19 protein-coding genes are annotated in these 19407 nt (G+C 41.2%); 13 read left to right on the top strand and 6 right to left on the bottom strand.

The window, feature by feature from the left end; all coding sequences use genetic code 11:
* Positions 1 to 22: 22 nt before the first annotated feature.
* Complete coding sequence (bmt, locus tag OO007_RS16220) at positions 23 to 1216, top strand: betaine--homocysteine S-methyltransferase (RefSeq protein WP_325809573.1); 1194 nt, start codon at positions 23 to 25, stop codon at positions 1214 to 1216.
* 301 nt (positions 1217 to 1517) lie between these two features.
* On the opposite strand, the gene OO007_RS16225 is transcribed toward bmt, so the two are convergent.
* A complete protein-coding gene (locus OO007_RS16225) occupies positions 1518 to 2429 on the bottom strand; it encodes a LysR family transcriptional regulator (RefSeq protein ID WP_325809574.1) in 912 nt (303 codons plus the stop codon).
* Between the two features lie 94 nt (positions 2430 to 2523).
* On the opposite strand from OO007_RS16225, the gene metE reads away from it, so the two are divergent.
* Positions 2524 to 4806: a 5-methyltetrahydropteroyltriglutamate--homocysteine S-methyltransferase gene (gene metE / locus OO007_RS16230; protein ID WP_325809575.1), complete on the top strand. Its 2283-nt coding sequence runs from the start codon at positions 2524 to 2526 to the stop codon at positions 4804 to 4806.
* A gap of 401 nt (positions 4807 to 5207) precedes the next feature.
* Entirely contained in the window at positions 5208 to 6200 is a 993-nt protein-coding gene (locus tag OO007_RS16235; RefSeq protein ID WP_325809576.1) for an alpha/beta fold hydrolase, read from the top strand.
* A 265-nt stretch (positions 6201 to 6465) separates the two neighbouring features.
* On the opposite strand, the gene OO007_RS16240 is transcribed toward OO007_RS16235, so the two are convergent.
* Positions 6466 to 7254 (bottom strand): IclR family transcriptional regulator, encoded by a 789-nt coding sequence (locus OO007_RS16240; RefSeq protein WP_131906615.1) that lies wholly within the window; start codon positions 7252 to 7254, stop codon positions 6466 to 6468.
* A 329-nt stretch (positions 7255 to 7583) separates the two neighbouring features.
* Between OO007_RS16240 and OO007_RS16245 the strand changes: the two genes are divergently transcribed.
* The 5 genes from OO007_RS16245 to OO007_RS16265 all read left to right on the top strand — a co-directional run bounded on the left by OO007_RS16245 (position 7584) and on the right by OO007_RS16265 (position 12035).
* Positions 7584 to 8567, top strand: coding sequence for a sialic acid TRAP transporter substrate-binding protein SiaP (locus OO007_RS16245; RefSeq protein ID WP_131906614.1), 984 nt, complete (start codon positions 7584 to 7586; stop codon positions 8565 to 8567).
* Between the two features lie 125 nt (positions 8568 to 8692).
* Positions 8693 to 9244 carry a TRAP transporter small permease gene (locus OO007_RS16250; RefSeq protein ID WP_325809577.1) on the top strand — a complete coding sequence of 184 codons (552 nt, stop codon included), beginning with the start codon at positions 8693 to 8695 and terminating at the stop codon, positions 9242 to 9244.
* On the top strand, positions 9244 to 10521 hold the full coding sequence (locus OO007_RS16255) for a TRAP transporter large permease (protein ID WP_325809578.1): 1278 nt from the start codon (positions 9244 to 9246) through the stop codon (positions 10519 to 10521). Before OO007_RS16250 ends, OO007_RS16255 begins: the two co-directional genes overlap by 1 nt.
* A 90-nt stretch (positions 10522 to 10611) precedes the next feature.
* Complete coding sequence (locus OO007_RS16260) at positions 10612 to 11502, top strand: NAD(P)-dependent oxidoreductase (RefSeq protein WP_325809579.1); 891 nt, start codon at positions 10612 to 10614, stop codon at positions 11500 to 11502.
* A 95-nt stretch (positions 11503 to 11597) separates the two neighbouring features.
* Entirely contained in the window at positions 11598 to 12035 is a 438-nt protein-coding gene (locus tag OO007_RS16265) for a hypothetical protein (RefSeq protein WP_325809580.1), read from the top strand.
* 124 nt (positions 12036 to 12159) lie between these two features.
* Here OO007_RS16265 and OO007_RS16270 read toward each other — a convergent pair whose 3' ends face one another.
* The 3 genes from OO007_RS16270 to OO007_RS16280 form a co-directional block, all read right to left on the bottom strand.
* On the bottom strand, positions 12160 to 12543 hold the full coding sequence (locus OO007_RS16270; RefSeq protein WP_131906609.1) for a hypothetical protein: 384 nt from the start codon (positions 12541 to 12543) through the stop codon (positions 12160 to 12162).
* Positions 12544 to 12620: 77 nt separating this feature from the next.
* Positions 12621 to 13235 (bottom strand): hypothetical protein, encoded by a 615-nt coding sequence (locus OO007_RS16275; RefSeq protein ID WP_325809581.1) that lies wholly within the window; start codon positions 13233 to 13235, stop codon positions 12621 to 12623.
* A gap of 142 nt (positions 13236 to 13377) precedes the next feature.
* The gene (locus OO007_RS16280) at positions 13378 to 13983 is read right to left on the bottom strand and encodes a hypothetical protein (protein ID WP_325809582.1); all 606 of its coding nucleotides are present in this window, start codon (positions 13981 to 13983) and stop codon (positions 13378 to 13380) included.
* Between the two features lie 405 nt (positions 13984 to 14388).
* On the opposite strand from OO007_RS16280, the gene OO007_RS16285 reads away from it, so the two are divergent.
* Positions 14389 to 15252: a metallophosphoesterase family protein gene (locus OO007_RS16285; RefSeq protein WP_325809583.1), complete on the top strand. Its 864-nt coding sequence runs from the start codon at positions 14389 to 14391 to the stop codon at positions 15250 to 15252.
* Between the two features lie 63 nt (positions 15253 to 15315).
* Here OO007_RS16285 and OO007_RS16290 read toward each other — a convergent pair whose 3' ends face one another.
* Entirely contained in the window at positions 15316 to 16200 is an 885-nt protein-coding gene (locus OO007_RS16290) for an AraC family transcriptional regulator (RefSeq protein ID WP_131906605.1), read from the bottom strand.
* A gap of 166 nt (positions 16201 to 16366) precedes the next feature.
* Here OO007_RS16290 and OO007_RS16295 point away from each other — a divergent pair, with 166 nt between their 5' ends.
* The 4 genes from OO007_RS16295 (at position 16367) to OO007_RS16310 (ending at position 19135) form a co-directional block, all read left to right on the top strand.
* Positions 16367 to 17317 carry an SDR family oxidoreductase gene (locus OO007_RS16295; protein ID WP_325809584.1) on the top strand — a complete coding sequence of 317 codons (951 nt, stop codon included), beginning with the start codon at positions 16367 to 16369 and terminating at the stop codon, positions 17315 to 17317.
* Positions 17318 to 17390: 73 nt separating this feature from the next.
* A complete protein-coding gene (locus OO007_RS16300) occupies positions 17391 to 18206 on the top strand; it encodes an SDR family NAD(P)-dependent oxidoreductase (RefSeq protein WP_325809585.1) in 816 nt (271 codons plus the stop codon).
* A 7-nt stretch (positions 18207 to 18213) separates the two neighbouring features.
* Positions 18214 to 18675 carry a hypothetical protein gene (locus tag OO007_RS16305; RefSeq protein ID WP_325809586.1) on the top strand — a complete coding sequence of 154 codons (462 nt, stop codon included), beginning with the start codon at positions 18214 to 18216 and terminating at the stop codon, positions 18673 to 18675.
* Between the two features lie 97 nt (positions 18676 to 18772).
* Complete coding sequence (locus OO007_RS16310) at positions 18773 to 19135, top strand: DUF4345 family protein (RefSeq protein ID WP_131906601.1); 363 nt, start codon at positions 18773 to 18775, stop codon at positions 19133 to 19135.
* The last annotated feature ends 272 nt before the right edge of the window (positions 19136 to 19407 follow it).

Consider the following 19407-nt stretch of genomic DNA (forward strand, 5'->3'; position numbering starts at 1 on the left):
TACGCTTTGCACATAGATATGTGTGAATAAGCCGATTTCTACGTCATGCTTGATAACCGTTGCGACATCTACTCAAGGCTTAATGAAAGTACCTGCATTTAGTGGGATAATGCCTTTATACCTTTATATACAACAAGTAAGAACTAAAACCATGTCGACACTATTACACGATTTACTCGAAGAAAAAGGCGTACTTCTGGCAGATGGGGCAACTGGCTCCAATCTATTTGGTATGGGGTTACAAACCGGTGATGCGCCAGAACTCTGGAATACAGATCACCCCGATAGAATTTCTCAGCATTATCGTAATTTTGTCGAAGCAGGTTCAGACATCATCTTGACCAATACCTTTGGTGGCACACAATATCGAATGAAGTTACACGGTGCGGAAAAACGTGTCGAAGAACTCAACGTAAATGGCGTTAAATTACTCAAAGCTGAAATCGTAAAATCGGGTCGTCAAATTGTCTGTGCTGGCTCGATGGGGCCAACCGGTGAATTGATTGTGCCGTTAGGAACGATGACTCATGAAGAAGCGGTCGTGGCATTTCGTGAACAAGCTGAAGCGTTGAAGAAGGGCGGTGTTGATGTCTTCTGGATTGAGACACTATCATCCAAAGAAGAAGCTGCAGCTGCTGTTGAAGCATGCACAGGTTTGGGTTTGCCGATTGTGACGACTTACAGTATTGACACCAATGGCCGCACCATGATGGGTTTATCACCTGATGATATCGTTAAAGCGTCAAATGAAATGGATACACCACTAATTGCATTTGGCTCTAACTGCGGTATCGGAGCGGCAGAGTTACTCGCGGCGGTTGTGAATATCAGAACAGCGCTCTCTAATTTAGAATGTGATAAAGCCGATGAGACTATTATTATCTCAAAAGCCAATTGCGGCGTACCACAGTATATCGATGGCGAAATCGTCTACAGCGGAACAGAAGCAATCATGGCAGATTATGCTGGGATGGCTATAGACGCAGGTGCCAGAATCATCGGTGGCTGTTGCGGTACATCTTATAATCACGTCGCAGCAATGCGCAAGGCGATTGATAATCACAGCAAAGGTGATTCTCCATCTAAAGAAGAAATTGAACAACGATTGGGCGAATTAAGTACCGGCGCAATTGCACAGCTTGAAGGTAAGTTATCTATTGCTGAAGGGGCGTATGTGCAAAAAGATGCACCTAGACGTTCTCGTCGTAGGAAATGACCTTTCGAGGCTCACCAAGAGCCAGAAAGGTTCATCGTAGATTCCGTAAGGAATCGTCGATGTACAATGATTGATAAGTCTCAGCTCTATTTCCGATAGCTCATAATTCACCAAGTCGAGGCTCACCAGGAGCCAGAAAGGTTCATCGTAGATTCCTTAAGGAATCGTCGATGTACAATATAATCTCTGGGGAAATTGTTTTTTATTCATCATTAGGTGAATAAAAAAAAGTGCCTCAAAGTAGGGGGGTGACTAAGTCATTTATTGAATTTCTATCCCTGCCTCTATCCCTATTTCTTGATTAGTTGTTTATCCCCTCTAACTTCTGATTCGCCATGTCTTTACCAATACCGATGAATTTCTGAATGTAGCTGATCTCCGTATCGTTACTGCGCAGGGCGATATACAGTTTTTTATGAATACTGTTTTCTCCGATCTGCAAGGTCTGCAAGGGATATTTCCTGGTCGATTCTTCTGCAAGCCATTGCGGTAAGGCGCAAACACCACGGCCAAGCGCTGTCATTTGCAGCATCAACTCAATCGATTCGATTTGCTTCATCTTGGCGGGTTTGAGGCTCGCGGGATTTAAAAACTCAGTGATGATATCCAGTCTTTCCAAAGGTACAGGAAAGCTCAACAAGGTTTCTTTTGCCAGCTCAGCCGGTGAAACGATTTTGTGATTTGCTAATGGATGATCTTTAGCGACCAGCAATACCAGTTCGTATTCTGCGATGGTTTCGTAATGGACTTTATCGCGAATTTCCATGTCAGGTGTGACCAACATATCGATATGTTGATTGAGTAAACCTTCCAAACCTGAAAACTGAAATTTATTCACAATATCAATATCTACCTCGGGCATCTTCTCTAAAAATACCCCAATTACACCTGTTAACCATTCATAGCAGGGATAGCATTCGACGCCAATGCGTAATATTCCCTGACGACCTTCGCTATACGCCTTAAGCGTTTCTTCGGTTTGCTTAATTACAGGTAATACTTGTTCGGCCGTTTGTAATAGCAATTTACCAGCTTGAGTCAGGCGTAAATTTCTGCCTTCTCTTTCCCATAATTTGGTATCTAATTTATTCTCTAAATAACTGATTTGGTGTGATAAAGCAGACTGACTCAGGTAGAGGGTGTTGGCGGCTTCTGTCAATGTGCCGTTGAGATGGAGTGCTTGAATGATTTTCAGGTGTTTGTTTTCAATCATGAGGTTTCTTCATGGATAGTGCAAAAACCATCACTATAGTTCATCTTAAAATAAAAATACACTGTCTGTTCTTTCACACATCGAGCACAAAACAATGGCTATTACACATAATTTGGGATTCCCTCGAATTGGTAAAAAACGAGAACTAAAATACGCATTAGAAAAGTATTGGAAGCAGGAAATCTCGCAACAGGAATTATTAAACACTGGTGCATCACTGCGACAGAATCACTGGAAAGAACAACAGGCGCTGGATTATTCTCCTGTCGGTGATTTCTCTTTTTATGATCAGGTGCTAGATACTAGCTTCATGCTCGGTAATATTCCTCAGCGTGTGCAAAACGTATCTGACAATTCCCTGGATGATTACTTCCGTGTCGCGAGAGGACGATCATCTGCAACCGAGTCTGACTGTTCCTGTGTTCAAGCAGGCGAAATGACCAAATGGTTCGATACCAACTATCATTACATCGTGCCTGAATTCGATAAAGACACTACATTCAAGCTGGATGCGAGTCGTATTCTGGCGCAAATCGAAGAGGCAAAAGCACAAGGAGTTAATGTTAAACCTGTCATTATCGGCCCTGTAAGTTACCTTTGGTTGGGTAAAGCAAAAGACGCTTCTAATAAACTCTATTTACTTGATCAATTAATTCCAACTTACGCGCAGTTGATACTTGAATTAGAGAAAGCTGGGGTAGAGTGGTTACAAATTGATGAGCCTATTCTGGTTTTAGAGTTAGACGAAGACTGGCAACATGCTTTACGAAAAGCCTATTACAGTTTAAAGCGTACCAGCGTTAAATTCTTATTAACCACCTATTTTGGCAAGCTACAAGAGAACCTAAATCTGGCCTGCGAACTACCCGTCGATGGTATCCATTTAGACGCGATTAACGCCAAAGATGAAGTGTTAAAACTCATCGATTGGTTGCCTAATTTCAAGGTGATCTCTTTAGGTGTGGTGAACGGACGTAATATCTGGAAAACAGATCTGAATAAAACACTGGAATGGTTGAAGCCTATTCATGAGTTATTGGGAGACAGGTTATGGCTAGCGCCTTCCTGTTCCTTATTGCACGTACCAGTTGATCTGGAAAGTGAAGAAAAACTGGATGCCGAGGTACTGTCATGGTTGTCTTTTGCGATTCAAAAACTAGACGAAGTGACGATTCTTTCTCGTGCTTTAAATGAAGGCGAAAAAGTAGTCGCCGATGCCTTAGCCGATAATGCCAAAGCGATTGAAAGCCGGAATAATTCAGATCGTGTGCATGACAATGCGGTTGCATCGCGTGTGGCACAAATTAACGATGAAATGCAAAACCGCGTGTCATCTTTTACAGAGCGCGCAAAACGACAACAACAACGTTTCGACTTGCCTTTGTATCCAACCACGACCATCGGCTCCTTCCCGCAAACCGGTGAAATTAGACAATCTCGCCGTGATTATAAAGCTGGGACTTTGTCTGATGATAACTACAAAAACGCGATGCAAGAAGAGATCAAGCGTTGTATTCGCGAACAAGAAGAACTCGGTTTAGACGTATTAGTCCACGGTGAAGCTGAGCGTAACGATATGGTTGAGTACTTTGGTGAGCAGCTCACAGGTTATGCGTTTAGCCAATTTGGTTGGGTGCAATCGTACGGTTCGCGCTGTGTAAAACCACCGATTATTTATGGCGATATTTCACGCCCGACGGCAATGACCGTCGAGTGGAGCAGGTATGCGCAATCACTCACTGAAAAGCCAATGAAAGGCATGCTGACAGGACCCGTGACTATTCTCAACTGGTCATTCGTCAGAGACGACCAAACACGCGCCGATACCTGTTTGCAGCTGGCACTGGCGATACGTGATGAAGTGTTAGACCTGGAAGCATCAGGCATTAGCATGATTCAGATAGACGAAGCTGCATTAAGAGAAGGGCTACCGTTACGCAAAGCAGAATGGCAGGCGTATCTGGATTGGGCAATCAAAGCCTTCCGCATTACCGCCAATGGCGTAAAAGATGAAACGCAGATTCACACGCACATGTGTTATTCGGAATTCAACGACATCATTAAAGCGATTGCCGATATGGATGCGGATGTGATTACCATCGAAACCTCACGTTCGGATATGGAATTACTCGATGTGTTCGACCAATTCCAATACCCGAATGAAATAGGACCGGGCGTTTATGATATTCATTCGCCAAATATCCCAACGGTTGAAGCGATGGTCAATCTGATGCAGAAAGCCACGCAGCGAATTCCCGCAGAGCGTCTTTGGGTCAATCCGGATTGCGGTTTAAAAACGCGTAACTGGGAAGAGGTAAAACCAGCGTTGATAAACATGGTCGAGGCGAGTAAGCAATTAAATAAGGCAGCTGCATAGGTGCTTTTAAATGAAGTTATCTATAAAACATGGATAAGTTTTCAAATAGTGGAGGGGAGTGTTTTACACAAATACACCCCCTCACTTTGGGGCATATTTTTATTTGAGGATTAATCGATCTAAGCTGACTCGTGTTTGTAAATTTATGTAAAGAACCAAAATAATAGCGAGAGAGTCCTATAATTTTTCTCAGTCATCGTGAATTCAAATTATTTTCTAAAGAGATGACTATTCAATTCCCGCTAAATAGACCTATTACAGTTTTTCAAAATTATTCTGTCGTACTTCGATGCTGTGATAACCACGTTTAAAAGGATACGAGTGAGAACCATGTAAGTGGCTTAAATCTCCGTTAGTTCGGATATAAAATTAAAAACACATTAAGAAAAGACGAGGTTAAGATGAATAAATATATACTAATGTTAGTTGCTTTATTTGTGCTCAGTACACAGGTATTGGCCGAAGAAACGTTAAAGTACAACAAAGAACTGGATGGGTTTGAATATCCTTTTGAAGTGAGTACTTTCGAGTTTAACTCACAGCAACAAGACTTGAAAATGCGCTACATGGATGTCGGAGATAAAGATTCTGACAAAATCATAGTCTTATTACATGGCAAAAACTTTTCAGGTTACTACTGGGAAAAGGTTGCGAAAGACCTGCTTAAGAAAAAATACAGAGTGATCATGCCGGACCAGATCGGTTTTGGTAAATCATCCAAGCCAGATTATTACCAATACAGCTTTGGGCAGTTGGGTTTAAATACCAAGTCTCTACTGGATAGTCTGGGCATTAAAAAAGCGGTTATTGTGGGGCACTCTATGGGCGGTATGGTCGCTGCGACCTTTGCTGTGAATCATAGTGAATACGTGGATAAACTGATTTTAATGAATCCATTGGGATTAGAAGATTACGGTAAATATGCGCAAGTCAAAGACGTGAATTTTTTCTATAAAAGAGAACTGGCTAAAACCCTCAAGGGCGCAAAAGGCTATCAAAAGAAGAATTACTACGATGGCGATTGGGATCCAGAGTACGACAAGCTTTTGATTCCACTAAAAGGCATGCTGGCAAGTGAAGATTGGCCGGTGGTTGCATGGAATAATGCCTTAACCTACGGTCCTATATTCTCAGAAAATGTTGTTGCTAGATTACCTGATATTACCAGTGAAACCTTCCTGATTATCGGGACTAGAGATAAAACAGGTCCTGGCAGAGGCTGGAAAAAAGAAGGTGTTACCATAAAGCTTGGTGAATATAACAAGCTTGGGAAAAACGCACAAAAGCTTATCAAAGGGTCAACCCTGCTCGAATTAGAAGGTCTAGGTCACATGACCTTATACGAAAATCATGCGCGATTTATGGAAGCATTAAATACGGCGCTCGATAAATAAGTCTGCTATAGGTTTTGACTACCATAATAAACAAGAAAAGCTCTGAAAAGAGCTTTTCTTGTTTTAAGAGTTTGATCCCATTGTTTCATTCTTATCAAAAGTTTTAATAAGTTTAACTGGCACCCCCCCTACTTATGACTCGTTTTACTCGCCCTTCGGGTCAGCTAAAGCTGTTGTCTCCGCTGCGCTTCGGCTGGTAGTTTTTCTATTAATGCCTTTAGAAAAGATACGAATAACGTGGCATTCGACTCTTATCTAGTCTTAATCAATAGGTCGCAATATAGCCCATCACAGAAGATATTTTCATCCCGGTATCTTTGAGTTTTTCTAATACGGTTGTTTCCAATTCTTCAGTCGAAATTGTTGCAATAGGGCACGAGACACTAACCGCCGCAACGCATTGAGAATGTGAATTTACAATAGGAACAGCAATACACTGCAAACCCATTGAGTGCTCTTGCAAGTCCATGGCATAGCCGCGCTCTTTACAGCGAATTAAGTCTTCTTCAAATTCAGTTACGTCTGTGAGCGTGTAAGGCGTGATGGGTTTTAATTTTATATTTTCCAGAATAGCATTCAATGATCCCTGTTCCAGATTCGACAACAACACCTTGCCGGATGCCGTTGAATAGAGGTCGGTTCGTTTTCCAATAAACGATGAACATTGCAATGCGCCAGGTTGGTGATTGACATCCACTTTATCAATATACACCGCTTCGTCGTGATCTAGCACCAGCATGTGAACGGTCTGGTTTAGTTCGTTGCTTAATTGCTCCAGATAGATATGTCCTCTTTCACGTACATCCAGACGCTGCAAATAAGATTGCCCAACTCTTACCAGATTAAGACCAATATCATATTTCCGTGAATCAGAATCCTGTTGTAAATATCCAAATTCGGTCAAGGTCTTTATATGGTGATGTAGCGATGATTTATTTAAATCTAAAGCTTCAGCGATCTCTTTGATTCTAAGTGGACGGTTTGCCATTCGAATCGTTTCAATAACACTAATTGCTTTGCCAATTGTATTCAATTTTGTAATTTTATCTTCCATGTACGTTTCATATTATGAAATGGTATGTGATGTCAAGAAATTATATTTCATTATTAGAGGTTTTTTGTTGACAAGTTTTCAATTCAGTTCTACTTTAAGTTAAACGTTCAATACTAAGCAACGTAGTTTCATAATACGAAACATATAATAAAGTGGCATTGACCAACCCCGCGTAGCGTCATGTCAGGAGAATTTACCTATTAACTGAATAAGCCATGTATTCAAAGTAAACGACAGGCTCGGAAACTTTGTATACCTGAGGCATTGAGTGAATAGGAAATTTAGGCGCAACTCATTTTGAGTTGTCTTTTACTTCAAGGAGATAGGAAATGAAAATGTTAAAAAAAATGGGTGTCGTATTAACGGTAGCCCTGCTAACAAGCTTTAATGCTCAGGCAGCTGAAGAGTTAAAGTTTGCCCATGTATATGAGGTGAGTCACCCATTACACAAAGCCGCTGAAATGGCCGCTGAGAAAATAGAAAAAGCCACGGAAGGCCGCGTTAAGGTCAAAGTATTTCCGGCTTCGCAATTAGGTAAAGAAGTTGCAATCAACGAAGGTCTTTCTTTCGGTACGGTTGATGTTATCTATACCGGTGCGAGTTTTGCTGGTGCTGCCTATGGCCCGATTTCAATGACTAACTTTCCTTTTACTCTAAGAGGATTAGATCACTGGAAAAACTATCGTGATAGTGATCTTTTTAAAGAGATTGCCGCAGGTTACGGCAAAGCAACCAATAATAAGTCGCGCGTTGTTGCACTGAATTATTATGGCGCAAGACATGTTACTTCTAACAAGCCAATCACCAAGCCTGACGACATGAAAAATTTGAAGATTCGAGTGCCTAATGCACCTGCATTTATCATTTTTCCGAAAGCGACAGGAGCAAACCCTACACCAATGGCATTTGCTGAAGTATATCTAGCATTACAACAAGGCGTAGTAGACGCACAGGAAAATCCACTAACAACGATTAAAGCCAAGCGTTTTTATGAAGTGCAATCTAACATTAACTTAACAAGCCATATCGTAGATTCGGTTGTGACTATTGTGTCGGAAAGAGCGATGGGCAAGTTGAGTGATGCCGATCAAAAAGTTGTTATCGCTGAATTAAAAGAAGCGGCTAAATGGACGACTGAAGAAATTATCGCTGCGGAACAGACTTTAGTTGATTGGTTTAAGGGTAAAGGCATCACTGTAAATGACGTTGATCGTGCGCCATTTATCACCAAGGTAACTCCTTTACTTGATGATCCAAGCTTGCCTTTCACTGCAGAAGACTTGAAAAAGTTACAGGCTATTCCTGGTAATTAATTAAATCTCCCCCTTCTTTTTATAAAGACGCTTGTTCTTTAGATCGTGCGTGCACGTGTTTTGCACTGGCTCTTTAGCGCCAACTCATGTGTAAAAAGAAGGGGGACATTAATACACATATAATTATGAATACAAAAACAGAAAAGACGATCGAAGAATTAGAAGCTGAAGCAGAAGTTAGCGATAATATTTCCGATGTGAAATGGTTTGATATACCGGTCTTATTCATTTTCTTTGTTTTATTTGTCATCGTGGCGTTACAGTTTATTACGCGTTATGTCTTAAACGACAGTCTATCCTGGACTGAAGAAATCGCGCGATACATTCTGATTATGTTAGCTTTTGTTGGTTCTGCCAGTAATGTACGAAAGCATAAACATATCTTTTTAGAATTCTTTTATCGCTACCTAAGTGCAAAGTCAGTAAAGGTTATCGTGCTTCTGGTTGAAGTATTAGTCGGTGGCTTTTTCACTTATTTAGGCTGGTTATGTTATGTGCTTGCCAGCGAAACTACGCAAAACATGGTGTCCGTCAACCTCCCCAAAAATATTGTTTATTACATCGTGACCATCGCTTGTTTTGTATCAGTGGTATTTGCCGTTTTTAATATTGTGAAATACATAAAAACCTCGGCTCAAGATATTTACACTGAAAAACTGAATATTAAGGATTATTAATGGCTCTCACACTTTTATTTGTTACTTTAATTGTATTGCTAGTCATTGGAGCACCGGTTGCGGTGTCTCTGGGCTTAGCATCATTAGTCTATATTTTGATTGATGGTCTACCCGATGTCGTACTGGCGCATAATATGATCAATGGTATCGACAGCTTTCCATTGCTCGCCATTCCGTTTTTTATTCTGGCTGGGCACTTAATGAACACCGCAGGCATAACCACCAAGATATTTGCCTTCGCCAGAGCAATGGTAGGGTGGATGCACGGCGGTTTGGGCCACGTAAATGTAGGTGCCAGCGTGATCTTTGCCGGCATGTCAGGCGCTGCTGTTGCTGATGCGGGTGGTTTAGGAAATATCGAAATCAAGGCGATGAGAGATGCCGATTATGATGATGAGTTTTCTGTAGGAATTACGGCCGCATCATCCATTATTGGTCCAATCATTCCGCCATCTCTGCCTTTAGTGATTTATGGTGTCATGGCCTCGGTTTCTATCGGGGAATTATTTGCAGCGGGTCTTATTCCGGGACTTTTGATGGCTCTGTCATTGATGATAATGATTGCCTATTACGCTAAAAAACGAAACTATCCTAGAGATAGTCACTTCGAATTAGCAGTACTTTCACACACCTTTAAGAAAGCCATATTACCTTTGCTCACACCTGTGATTATCATCGGTGGTGTCTCTACAGGTGTGTTTACACCGACTGAATCTGCAGTGGCTGCTGTTATGTACTCTTTATTATTGGGATTGGTTGTTTATAAAACGCTGACCTGGCGACATATCGTCAGAGTCTCCATGGATACTATCGAAACCACTGCCGCTATTTTGATGATTATTGCCAGTGCCGCGGTTTTTGCCTGGGTTTTGACGGCGAATCAGGTCGCACAACACTTGGGTGATTTTCTGTTAAACCTGTCAGACAATAAAACTGTTATTTTATTAATAATAATGGTTCTGGTTTTGCTAATCGGCATGTTCATGGAAACGATAGCTGCAATGACCATACTGGTTCCTATACTTATTCCAATCACAACAGCAGTCGGTATAGACCCTGTACATCTGGGTATTATTGTTGTTTTAAACTTAATGCTAGGTTTGCTTACACCTCCCGTGGGAATGGTGTTGTACGTTCTCTCGGATGTCTCCGGGGTCAGTTTCGAAAAATGTGTTAAATCAACAGCACCTTTTTTAATCCCCCTTATCTTCGTTTTATTGTTAATCACATTTGTTCCGGAAATCGTTTTATACCTTCCTGAAATGTTTTACCGATAAACACCAGATTAGAGTAACTTTTTAAATTTACACAAAATAATCAATCATTTAACCAATTAACTAACTAATTAAACAAGCAGGTCAAAAATTATGACAGATACAAATCTCCCAACAGTAGGCTTTATCGGACTCGGCCTCATGGGTGGCAATATGGTTGAATGCCTTCAAAAGAATGGTTTTCAATTAAACGTGATGGATCTCGACAAGGATGCCGTTGCAACTGTACTTTCGCGTGGAAATGCGAGCGCCCCAAGTTCAGCGAAGGAATTAGCTGAAGCGAGCGACATCGTCATGCTTTGTCTGACAACTTCAGATGTTGTAGAAAACATGATGTATGCAGAAGACGGAATTCTGGCAGGCATAAAAGAAGGTTCTGTAGTGATCGATTTCGGTACATCTATTCCGGCTTCTACACGTAAAATAGGTGCTGATCTTGCGGCAAAAGGGGCAGGTATGATCGATGCACCATTAGGTCGAACTCCGGCTCACGCTAAAGATGGTTTGCTGAATATCATGGCGGCTGGTGATAAAGAAACATTCGAAAAGGTTAAGCCAGTTCTGGATGTGCAAGGCGAGAATGTCTTCTACTTAGGCGCGTTAGGTACAGGTCATACTACTAAGCTAATCAATAATTTCCTTGGCATGACGACCGTTTGTGCAATGTCGCAAGCATTTGCTGTGGCGAAACTTTCGGGTATCGATGGTCAGCAATTGTTCGACATTATGTCGGCAGGTCCTTCTAACTCGCCTTTTATGCAGTTCTGTAAGAACTATGCCGTAGATGGCGTGAGTGATTTGGGTTTCTCAATCGCAAATGCAAATAAGGATATTGGCTATTTCGTAGAAATGGTTAACGACCTCGGAAGCAAAACAGCCATTGCTGAAGGCACTTCTGCAAATCTAAAAGCGGCACTGGATGCAGGTCTAGGTGAAGGTAATGTCCCCGAAATCTTTGATTACTTTCTTAAACTAGAAAAGTAATTCAAACACTACGTAGACAAAACGCAAAGCTGAAATCACATCGTTAAAACCTTTTCTTTGAAGAAAAGGTTTCACTAAATATGGGGTCAAAAAATATGAAGCATGAAGAAATCGCACAACAGGCTATTGAATTAGTTAAACCATCAATAGAAGCTTTGTTCGAACGGACTAATCGAAAAGAACTTCATATCGTTATTATGGATCCCCGGTTAAAACCCTGGGAATGTGACTTTAACGATGCGATTTTATATCAGGAATCCATCCGTAATACTGATGTTTGGGAAAATCCTTACGATGAATTTGCACGTAGCAAAGCGGAACAGGCATGGCGCGACAGTCAGCCAAACGTTGTAACACAAGCAATACACCCATCCTCTTTACGAGAGGGTGATTTACCTTTTTACGGATCCTTTGTTTACGGCAATGTGGTCGTCGCGTGTAGCGGTGTAGAACAATGGTTTGATATGTTAGTCAGTGGCTGGGTTGCTCTCGCATTTGAACAACTGGCCGTACATCAGCATCAAACAAGTTGATCAACCTGTAAAGACACTCTTGATGAAGACAGGGCACTTCCAGAAAAAAGTGCCCTAAAGTAGGGGGGTGCCAGCCTTTTTAAGCTAATACATTGGAAACGTTGTGAATATATAGCATAGTGCCTTATCGATATTCATCAATCAGCTGTTTAAGTTTTTCAGGGTCGTCTTTTTTCAATTTATCCAGATCAGCTTTTACAGTTTGCTCAAGTTTATCTTTGTGTCTATCCTTGACTGCCTCTATTTCAATTGTCAGCTTTTGTAATCTTTTCAGGGCATCACCTTGTTTACCTTCAGCAATTTCAATCAATGCCTCTGACAAAATTCCAAGCTGTTTACCGTAACTGGCAACGTCAGCCACGACTTCTGATTCTATGCTGCGGTCTCCCGCGAAGTTAAATTCGAATTGCGGTGAAAGCAGACTCGTAATAGGAGAAATATCCTGAGTGACATCGCCACTTAATGGTCCCTTAAACATTCCTAACCACGGAAATAACCATGGATTCATATCGGACTCCTTTCAATCGAATAATGTACGTTTGATAGAATTAGTTTTTGTTAAGTGCCTTCTAATTATTCACTGTTTCAGGCTTTTGCAAAACCTATTGTAAACGCTTCATTGAACAAAAATACCGCAAACAGTAAGAGTAGACCAGTAGCAAGATAAGAAAAATTGTCTTTGAGTAAGCGCGTGCCAATTTTACCAATGGCTGCATACACCACAAACATAACGCTTAAAACCAACATCATGCTCGATGCAAATACCAAGGCATTGGTGATGGTGCTAGCTGTCAGCTGATTAACAATAGCCGCGCCCGAAGGAAATAATAACCAGATTTTGGGTGATAACAACATGATCACTGCCAGATTGACAAAGCCCAGAGTGAATAAGGTATTGGACTGTTTACTCTTGTACGTTTTGTAAGCGAGGTAAGTGATGTACATGCCGCCCAGAATATAAAATAACAAACCAACCTGAGAGAAAAACGTAGAGACAAATCCAATAAAGAAAACAGAAATGACAGCCTGAGTAGATTGAATAAAAAGGCTGGCTGGGAAAAACACCTTTAAGAAAAACGCCATGATTTCGGGCACAGAAAGCTTGCGTGTCGCTTCCATCACCGACACCCACACGGGCCCGGGTGTAATAAAAAAAATCAGCCAGAATAAAATGACTTTGTAGAGAACATCAGAATCCATATTTTTATATGCTTATTGTGCTTGTAGAGTTGCTTTAGATCGATCGCTTGAGAATAGGGTTATATTTTAAGCCACCCCCCACCTTTAGGGCACTTTTTTATTGGATATTTCTTGGGTGTTTGATAATTCTTATCTTAGGTTTTCAATCGCTCTTTTCAGTTGAAGCAATTTCACGCAATAAATATGCGCCGGGCCCATCACGCCATGTAATCAGGTTTCCTGAATAAACAGAACGAGTTGAATAGACTATCCACGCATCCTGTGCAGAACCGATCACAGAGTCGACTCGAAATTCCCCGGGATTATTATCAGCAATGTCCAATGCCGTAATTCCAGAATGATATTTTCCGGATAGGAGTCCTTCCGCTACCCTGACGGTAGATTGCTCCTCGTAATGCTCTGTCCACTGATTTAGGTTCACGTATTCTCTAGTCGCTGGGTGAAAGCCTATGGATGTTGGCTGTTTTATTCCAGTTTGTGTAACTACCGCTAAGGGTTTGCTCTCAGAAATAAACGTATCAATGACGAAAATATCACCGAGGTTAGCCCCAATGGTTTTACTGACATCGGGATGAGCAGCGCATTGGATAATGCAATCGACTTCTCCACTTTTTAATAATGATACAGCACTGTCAAAATCTTCAAATAGCACAATACAGGATTTCTTAATATCAAGTGTCTTCAGGTATTTTTTCGTAACAAAATCATGGTTACTATCCGAAGGACCTAAGGTAGCCACTGTAAGCATGGTTTGTTCCTGATGATGTATTTTGAAGGAGAAATTTTCTTTCGATAATATAATGCTGTGGCGAATGGTTCTATTAAATTTTTCTCTATGTTTGTCGTGAGGTGCTATTCAATAGACCTCAATTCTGAAATTGCTCAAACTTGCAAAACCTTCGCCAACTTTCTGCGTGTCTCGGCTTATTTGAAGAGGATGGAAAAACGATCGTTAGACAGGAAAAAGTTTCCAAAAGTAGGGGGGTGTGATTTTCTATTCTTAATTGTGCTACATCCATTTGATTATTTATATCGTTATTGCTTAAGTAGGGTTCATATCATTGCTAATTGGCTGAAAATAAAAGCAGTGGTTAACATAGGTATGTCTCAATAGTATTATCAACTAACAACATTTTGATCAGGAATTTATTCGATGATGGCTTTTAAGAAGACAAACAAAGCTCGTACCCAGGATCTACAAAAGGTAGAAGCACCAGTGCTAATTTTTGGTGGCTGTTATTCTAATTTGCAAGCAACTCAAGCGTTACGAGACTGGGCTTCTGAAAATAATTTCCTTCCCGATCAATGTATCTGCACTGGCGATATTGTTGCCTACTGTGGTAACCCATACGAAACGGTGGAACTCATTAGGGACTGGGGCGTTCATTGTATTCAAGGGAATGTTGAGCAATCACTCGCCACGAAAGCGGATGATTGCGGTTGTGGTTTTGATGAAAACACGACTTGCGATATTTTATCCCGAGGTTGGTATCCAATTGCCGATGCGGCGACTACACAAGACCAAAGAGATTGGTTTAAACAATTACCCGAACATTTACAGTTTACCGTTAAAGATAAATTAGTTCGAGTCGTTCACGGTGCGGTTTCTGATACCAGTCGATTTATGTTTGCTTCCCAATCAGATAAAGACTTTATCGATGAGTTTTCACTGTGTGATGAGAATGATGATACAGATATCATTATTGCAGGTCATTCCGGTTTACCATTCACAAAAAAAATTGATAACAAGCAGTGGCACAACTCAGGCGCATTGGGCATGCCAGCGAATGACGGTACTCAATCCGTTTGGTTTTCGCTATTGGAAACTGTTGATGATGAGATTCGTTTTAGACATCATCGCTTAAAATATGATGCTGAATCAGCGCGTCAACAAATGCTGAAAATACATTTAACCCAAGGCTATCATCAGGCCCTTAAAACGGGGTTATGGCCAAGTATGGATGTATTGCCTGAGTATGAAAAGCGACAGCAAGGCACTGCCTTAACGCTGATCTGATGCACTCGCACCCAACAGATTGGAGTGTTCTTACTTTAAATTTACAACAGTTTTCCGTCTTTTTTAAGATGCCAATTGCTTGAGGTGACTCCATTGTTTAGGTGACTCCCCATACAAACGTTTAAATTCTCGGCTGAATTGAGAAGAGCTGGTGTAGCCCACTTCCATTGCCGCAACGTTTACATTCATTCCGCCTGCTATCTTCATTGCTGCACTGTTTAGCTTCATGGATTTAACAAACTGAATGGGCGACAAGGTAGTCGCCTGTTTGAATTTTCGATGGTATACAGCGCGACTCATTCCTGCTTTTGAGGCCATCTCTTCAATAGTCACTGCTTCGTCTAGTCGGGTAGATAAATATTCAATGGATCGCGCAATTTCATTACCCACGCCAAAGGCGCGCCTTGCGGAATCTCCAGCGTCGCCCTTTAAAACAGCATAATACAATTCGCGCAATCGCCCATTCCCCAGTACCGAGGTATCTTCAGGAGTATCTGTTAATTGAAGTAAGCGTAATAATGCTTCTGAGAATGAGTCGTCCCATTGGGCAAGTGCAAAACCTTGTGGGAGCGGGCCACTGTTGGGCTTTCGTATAGCGCCGGGGGCAGTTTCCATCTCTATCGTTAGTTCGGTCATCACTTTCGTATCAAGTGAAATATAAACACCTATAAGGGGATTCTCTGGTGAGGCTGTCGGTGTACCTGCTTCAACCGGCATCGACATGCTACAACACATGTATTGATTGCTGTCATATACATATCGCTGACCATCTAATATCGCTTCTTTTGCTCCATTAAGGATGGCTATAACCGTCGGTTCATAGACGGCTGGCGCGCATCGAATAGAGTCTGTCACTCGGAAGAGTTTTACTCCCTCAACGCCAGTTCCCACCATACCGTCTTCGAAAATTTTGTTTTCAATCAATTGTTTTATTTGTTGTTTACTCATAACCGGAAAGTATCACTAGAAATTACATATTTCAATTATGATGATACAAATAGGCAATTTTTAGAGATTATTTCGCCTATTTAAGAGTATTTATGAGAGTTATAGTTATCTCAATCGAGACGTTAGTCTCATCAATTATTTAACTGTCTTAGACAGGAGTATTTACATGGAAACTACGAAGAATTTTGGAGAAAAGGGATGGACCCCTGAGGAATTAGATTCTCTCGCAGGTAAAACTTACATTATTACGGGCGCTAATAGTGGTTCAGGTTTTGAAGCCAGTAGAATTCTATTGTCTAAGGGTGCAAAGGTTGTGATGTTAAACCGCAATGCAGATAAATCGACAGCCGCTATTGAGTTATTAAAACAGGAATTTGGTGCAGGCACTGATGTGACGTTCATTCGGATGGATCTTTCAGTGTTAGCGAGTGTGCGCGAAGCCGCAGCAGAAGTCTTAAATACGGTTCCTCAAATCGATGCACTGATCTGCAATGCTGCTATTGCACAAGTTCCGACACAAAAGCTTACCGTAGATGGGTTTGAAAGCCAACTTGGTACTAATCATTATGGCCATTTTGTTCTGTGTGGAATGCTCTTTGGTCGTATTGAAGAGTCTAAAGGGCGAATCGTGGTTGTCGCTAGCCTTGGCTACAAGCTAGGACTGAGGACAATCCAGTTCGATGATATGAATTGGGACAAAAAATACAGTGCCAATCCTGCTTATAGTCAAAGTAAGTTGGCGCAAATGATGTTTGCCTACGAACTTCAAGACAAGGTCAAAGCAACAAACAAAAACGTCCAAGTCTATGTTTGTCACCCCGGATCATCCGCAACATCTTTGATCAGTACAAGTGGCGGCATTATCACGAGGATTGCCTGGTGGCTTATGACCAAGTCACCGATGGTTCAAACAGCTGAGAAAGGGGCTTATCCAGAGGTGATGTGTGCAACTCAAAAGGGTCTGGAGCAGAGGGCGCTTTATGGTCCCACTGGACGTATGGAAATGATTGGCCCAGTAGGCAAAGGCACCTTGGAGCCTTACGCATATGACAAAACCGTTATGGAAAAATTATGGAGTCGGTCGGAAAAGGAGACCGGGTTTGAGTGGACTGTTTAACAAGATAAAGTTAAGAAACAGTAAACAGAATTTATAAATAGGTGCATTCACCATACATAGATAGGAAAGAGTTATGAAGAGTTACAACAACAAAGTAGTTGTCGTTACTGGCGGAGCGACAGGTATCGGAAATTCAATAGCGAATAAATTTGCTCATGAAGGCGCAAAGGTAATTATTTGTGCCAGACGCGAAGACAGGCTTCAGCAAGCAGTAAAAGAAATGACAGATAAGGGGCTTGATGCCCATTACAAGGTTTGCGATGTGTCAGAGTTAGATGATGTTAAGGCACTGGCAGATTATGTCTGGAACAATTTCGGACAAGTCGATGTTCTTGTCAATAATGCCGGTGTCTCTGGGGTTCCGCAGCCAATTATCGATTCATCGAAAGAAGCTTTTCAGCAGGTATTAGACGTCAACATATTTGGAATGCTGAATGGCATTTGGGCATTTGGCAAGCGTTTGATTGAGCAAGGTTCCCCCGCATTGATCTTGAACGTGAATTCTGAAGTGGGCTTATATATTCCCAGCCCTATGGTCGGAAGCTACGCCGCATCAAAGTATGCTGCCAGAGCAATCTGCGAAACATTGAGACTAGAGATGCCTGAATATATCCAAGTGAGTTGTATTTATCCGGGGATAGTTCAAACAGAGCTGGGAGGCAGCAAAGCGCTAACACAAGTTGGTATGCCTGCCGATGAGTTTGTAGAAATTATTTGGCCACAGATTGAAAATCGTGAATTCCATATTGTATCTCATCCCTGGGCAAAAGATTATTTCTGGGAAACAGCAGAAGAGCTCACCAAGGCCTTTGACCGTTATGCTCCTCATTTTGAAGGTGATGAAAAATATGATTCAAAGTTGTTGGCAAAGCAAGCGTTCAAAAGCTAACTACAAGATGGACAATACCAAGAAGGTTTATTACGAAATAGAGTATTTCTATCCCGATGTTGATCGGCAAAAATTCTGGGATATGTTCTTCGATTATGAGGCTTGGTCAAAATCGGATATCTTGCCAGGGGAGATATCCATAATCAAGCCTGGTAAAGATGTTCCTCAAGGAGCAGGTGCCGTTCGTTCTGTGATATCAGGTTCAATGAATATCACAGAGGATATTGTCGGTTTTCGTCCGCCAGAATATTTCAGTTATACAACCCGTAACGGCAGCATGCCTGTTAACGACTTTGGTGGCGAGCTATCCTTTGAAGTACACAAAGGTGGACTGCTTTCAAAATATAAAGGCGGTTTCAATCCGAAATACTTTGGAACGGGTTGGCTCATGAAATATGTTTTTAGCAGAGCGCAGAAATCAGCTTTTATAGGACTAGGAAAGGCCTACAAAGCTTATTATGAAAAGTAGAACAAGCAGTTAGTTCAGTCTTGTCAGAATTAGACTGTATAACACAATATTTGAGTGGGTTGCATTATCAACTGTGGTGCAATGTCAGGAGTATATTATGGATATTAGTATTTTTAGATTTATTGGTGTTGCATTAATTATTGTTGGCTTAGTCTTAGTCTCAAACCCAGAGCTTGTAAGCAACAAGCCAATCCCCAGTGATACATTTGAAGCTGTTGAAAGAAGAATATGGTGGGGTTTATTGATCGGTTTCGGATTTTTACTTCTGTTTCATCATCAAATACAACCATGGATTACAACAATAGCAGCTACCCTCTCTTCACTTTTTTTTGGTTTATTGGTAGCTCGGTTAATTGGGATAATGCTGGATGGTTCAGTGGCAAAGCAATGGCTAAACATAGGCATTGAAATTGTTATTTTAGTGCCTTTGGTATGGTGGTATTTCAGAGTCCGCACATAATAAATAAGGTGGGATGTTGAGAAAGAAATTTTGTGTATACAGGTTGTATTCTTGTAGGGCGTTGTGGGAATTTTATTGTAAAAATAATGACTTAGATAAGGTGTTTTTAGGTGATTTATCTATACTAAGTGAAGGTAGAGTGAAGGCCGATTTTATGTACTTTTATTTATGAAATCGTTAACACCTTGGATTTCTAAAAAGTTTTTAACTTACAGTGTTCTAAAACGCTCCTTGCTCTACATACATTCGCTTTATATTATTAAATGACAAAA

Origin of the sequence: Cocleimonas sp. KMM 6892 (assembly GCF_035798195.1) — a bacterium.
Taxonomy (GTDB): Bacteria; Pseudomonadota; Gammaproteobacteria; order Thiotrichales; family Thiotrichaceae; genus Cocleimonas; species Cocleimonas flava.

What these genes read in the sequence shown, in the direction of transcription:
- OO007_RS16225 (WP_325809574.1), bottom strand. Translation starts at nt 2,429, where the DNA reads ATGATTGAAAACAAACACCTGAAAATCATTCAAGCACTCCATCTCAAC.
- metE (WP_325809575.1), top strand. Translation starts at nt 2,524, where the DNA reads ATGGCTATTACACATAATTTGGGATTCCCTCGAATTGGTAAAAAACGA.
- OO007_RS16235 (WP_325809576.1), top strand. Translation starts at nt 5,208, where the DNA reads ATGAATAAATATATACTAATGTTAGTTGCTTTATTTGTGCTCAGTACA.
- OO007_RS16240 (WP_131906615.1), bottom strand. Translation starts at nt 7,254, where the DNA reads ATGGAAGATAAAATTACAAAATTGAATACAATTGGCAAAGCAATTAGT.
- OO007_RS16245 (WP_131906614.1), top strand. Translation starts at nt 7,584, where the DNA reads ATGAAAATGTTAAAAAAAATGGGTGTCGTATTAACGGTAGCCCTGCTA.
- OO007_RS16250 (WP_325809577.1), top strand. Translation starts at nt 8,693, where the DNA reads ATGAATACAAAAACAGAAAAGACGATCGAAGAATTAGAAGCTGAAGCA.
- OO007_RS16255 (WP_325809578.1), top strand. Translation starts at nt 9,244, where the DNA reads ATGGCTCTCACACTTTTATTTGTTACTTTAATTGTATTGCTAGTCATT.
- OO007_RS16260 (WP_325809579.1), top strand. Translation starts at nt 10,612, where the DNA reads ATGACAGATACAAATCTCCCAACAGTAGGCTTTATCGGACTCGGCCTC.
- OO007_RS16265 (WP_325809580.1), top strand. Translation starts at nt 11,598, where the DNA reads ATGAAGCATGAAGAAATCGCACAACAGGCTATTGAATTAGTTAAACCA.
- OO007_RS16270 (WP_131906609.1), bottom strand. Translation starts at nt 12,543, where the DNA reads ATGAATCCATGGTTATTTCCGTGGTTAGGAATGTTTAAGGGACCATTA.
- OO007_RS16275 (WP_325809581.1), bottom strand. Translation starts at nt 13,235, where the DNA reads ATGGATTCTGATGTTCTCTACAAAGTCATTTTATTCTGGCTGATTTTT.
- OO007_RS16280 (WP_325809582.1), bottom strand. Translation starts at nt 13,983, where the DNA reads ATGCTTACAGTGGCTACCTTAGGTCCTTCGGATAGTAACCATGATTTT.
- OO007_RS16285 (WP_325809583.1), top strand. Translation starts at nt 14,389, where the DNA reads ATGATGGCTTTTAAGAAGACAAACAAAGCTCGTACCCAGGATCTACAA.
- OO007_RS16290 (WP_131906605.1), bottom strand. Translation starts at nt 16,200, where the DNA reads ATGAGTAAACAACAAATAAAACAATTGATTGAAAACAAAATTTTCGAA.
- OO007_RS16295 (WP_325809584.1), top strand. Translation starts at nt 16,367, where the DNA reads ATGGAAACTACGAAGAATTTTGGAGAAAAGGGATGGACCCCTGAGGAA.
- OO007_RS16300 (WP_325809585.1), top strand. Translation starts at nt 17,391, where the DNA reads ATGAAGAGTTACAACAACAAAGTAGTTGTCGTTACTGGCGGAGCGACA.
- OO007_RS16305 (WP_325809586.1), top strand. Translation starts at nt 18,214, where the DNA reads ATGGACAATACCAAGAAGGTTTATTACGAAATAGAGTATTTCTATCCC.
- OO007_RS16310 (WP_131906601.1), top strand. Translation starts at nt 18,773, where the DNA reads ATGGATATTAGTATTTTTAGATTTATTGGTGTTGCATTAATTATTGTT.